Raw genomic sequence first — 1,227 nt, forward strand, 5'->3', positions numbered from 1 at the left:
CAAGCCAACACATGGACGCAAAGAGTACAAAATGTTGTCGCCTCTTATGTGGTTGGTGGCGTTGCCGCTGAGTTAGGTGGTGGTAAATTTGCTAATGGTGGGATGAGTGCGGCGTTTAGTAGGATGTTTAATGATCTTAAAAATAATAACACCGTTGAAAACAGTAAGTGTGGAAATGCTCCAGTGAGTTGTATTGCCACAAGTACTGGAGGGATTGGAAAATATCAAGACGGCAATAAATTAGCAAGATACAATTGCTCTAATTCTGGAGGCAATTGTTCTTTCGTTGCACAAGGAGACGGAGAGCATGTTTACGGAGCAAAACTTGGCACATCATGGCACCCAGACTATGGAGAATTTACTAGAGCCTATGGAGTGGAAGGCTTTATAGTCAACCCTAATGATACCTTTTGGGATTTGATATGGAATGGACATAAATGGGTAAACCATGATTTTATTAATAAACTAAAAGTAAACCAATTACCATGAAGACAAAAGAAAAATTGTTGATAGCGCTAGTATTTGTTGTTATTGTTAATATTTTATATATAAATTATTTTAATGTTTTTTATATAATTGCCAAAGCTGAGTTCACCATATTTGTCCCTAGTGGAGGGAGAATATGGAAGAATATGATGCTTCTTGGTATAGTATTAAGTTTAGGGGTATTTGTTAGTATTTTTCTTAATAATAAATATTTTAATCTAATATTTTATGCACTTAATACGATGCTTGAATTATTTGTTTTTATAAAGATTTGGTTTGTATTGGGGCTTTTTTTTTACACAGGCATTTTTCCTCAAGATCATGCTAATTATGTAATTCCCATATTGGCACTTATTTTGTTGTTAACAAGTCGAATGTTATTTAATGTTAAACGCATAAGACAATCATTAATAGAGTGGATTTTTTTGTTTATTTCAAGTTCTATTTACAGTCTTGTTTTAGCATACAATTTCTTAGAGAATAACTTACATTGAAAAAAGTGAAAATAAATCATTATCAAGCCATGCTTGATGATACAGATAATGTCTATTTCTACCGTATCAGATCCCGTGATGCAGCAGGGCGTTTAACAGCACTGATGAAGTTCGCAACCTAGAATACGAATACGACCTAATGGACAATGTCACACAAAGACAAAACCATATCTCAGGTTTGAGTGAGCGCTTTACTTATGACGCCCTAGACCGCCTAACCCAGTCAAGCACCACCGGTAAGATTGAT

At 34.9% G+C, this 1,227-nt stretch carries 2 protein-coding genes; both read left to right on the forward strand.

The window, feature by feature from the left end:
* On the forward strand, positions 1-489 hold a 489-nt coding region (locus tag BHECKSOX2_RS06280), incomplete at its 5' end, for a hypothetical protein (protein WP_180323692.1).
* Complete coding sequence (locus BHECKSOX2_RS06285) at positions 486-980, forward strand: hypothetical protein (RefSeq protein WP_139682918.1); 495 nt, start codon at positions 486-488, stop codon at positions 978-980. The genes BHECKSOX2_RS06280 and BHECKSOX2_RS06285, both read left to right, overlap by 4 nt.
* Positions 981-1,227 lie beyond the last annotated feature (247 nt).

Origin of the sequence: thiotrophic endosymbiont of Bathymodiolus puteoserpentis (Logatchev), assembly GCF_900127505.1 — a bacterium.
Classification (GTDB): Bacteria; Pseudomonadota; Gammaproteobacteria; order PS1; family Pseudothioglobaceae; genus Thiodubiliella.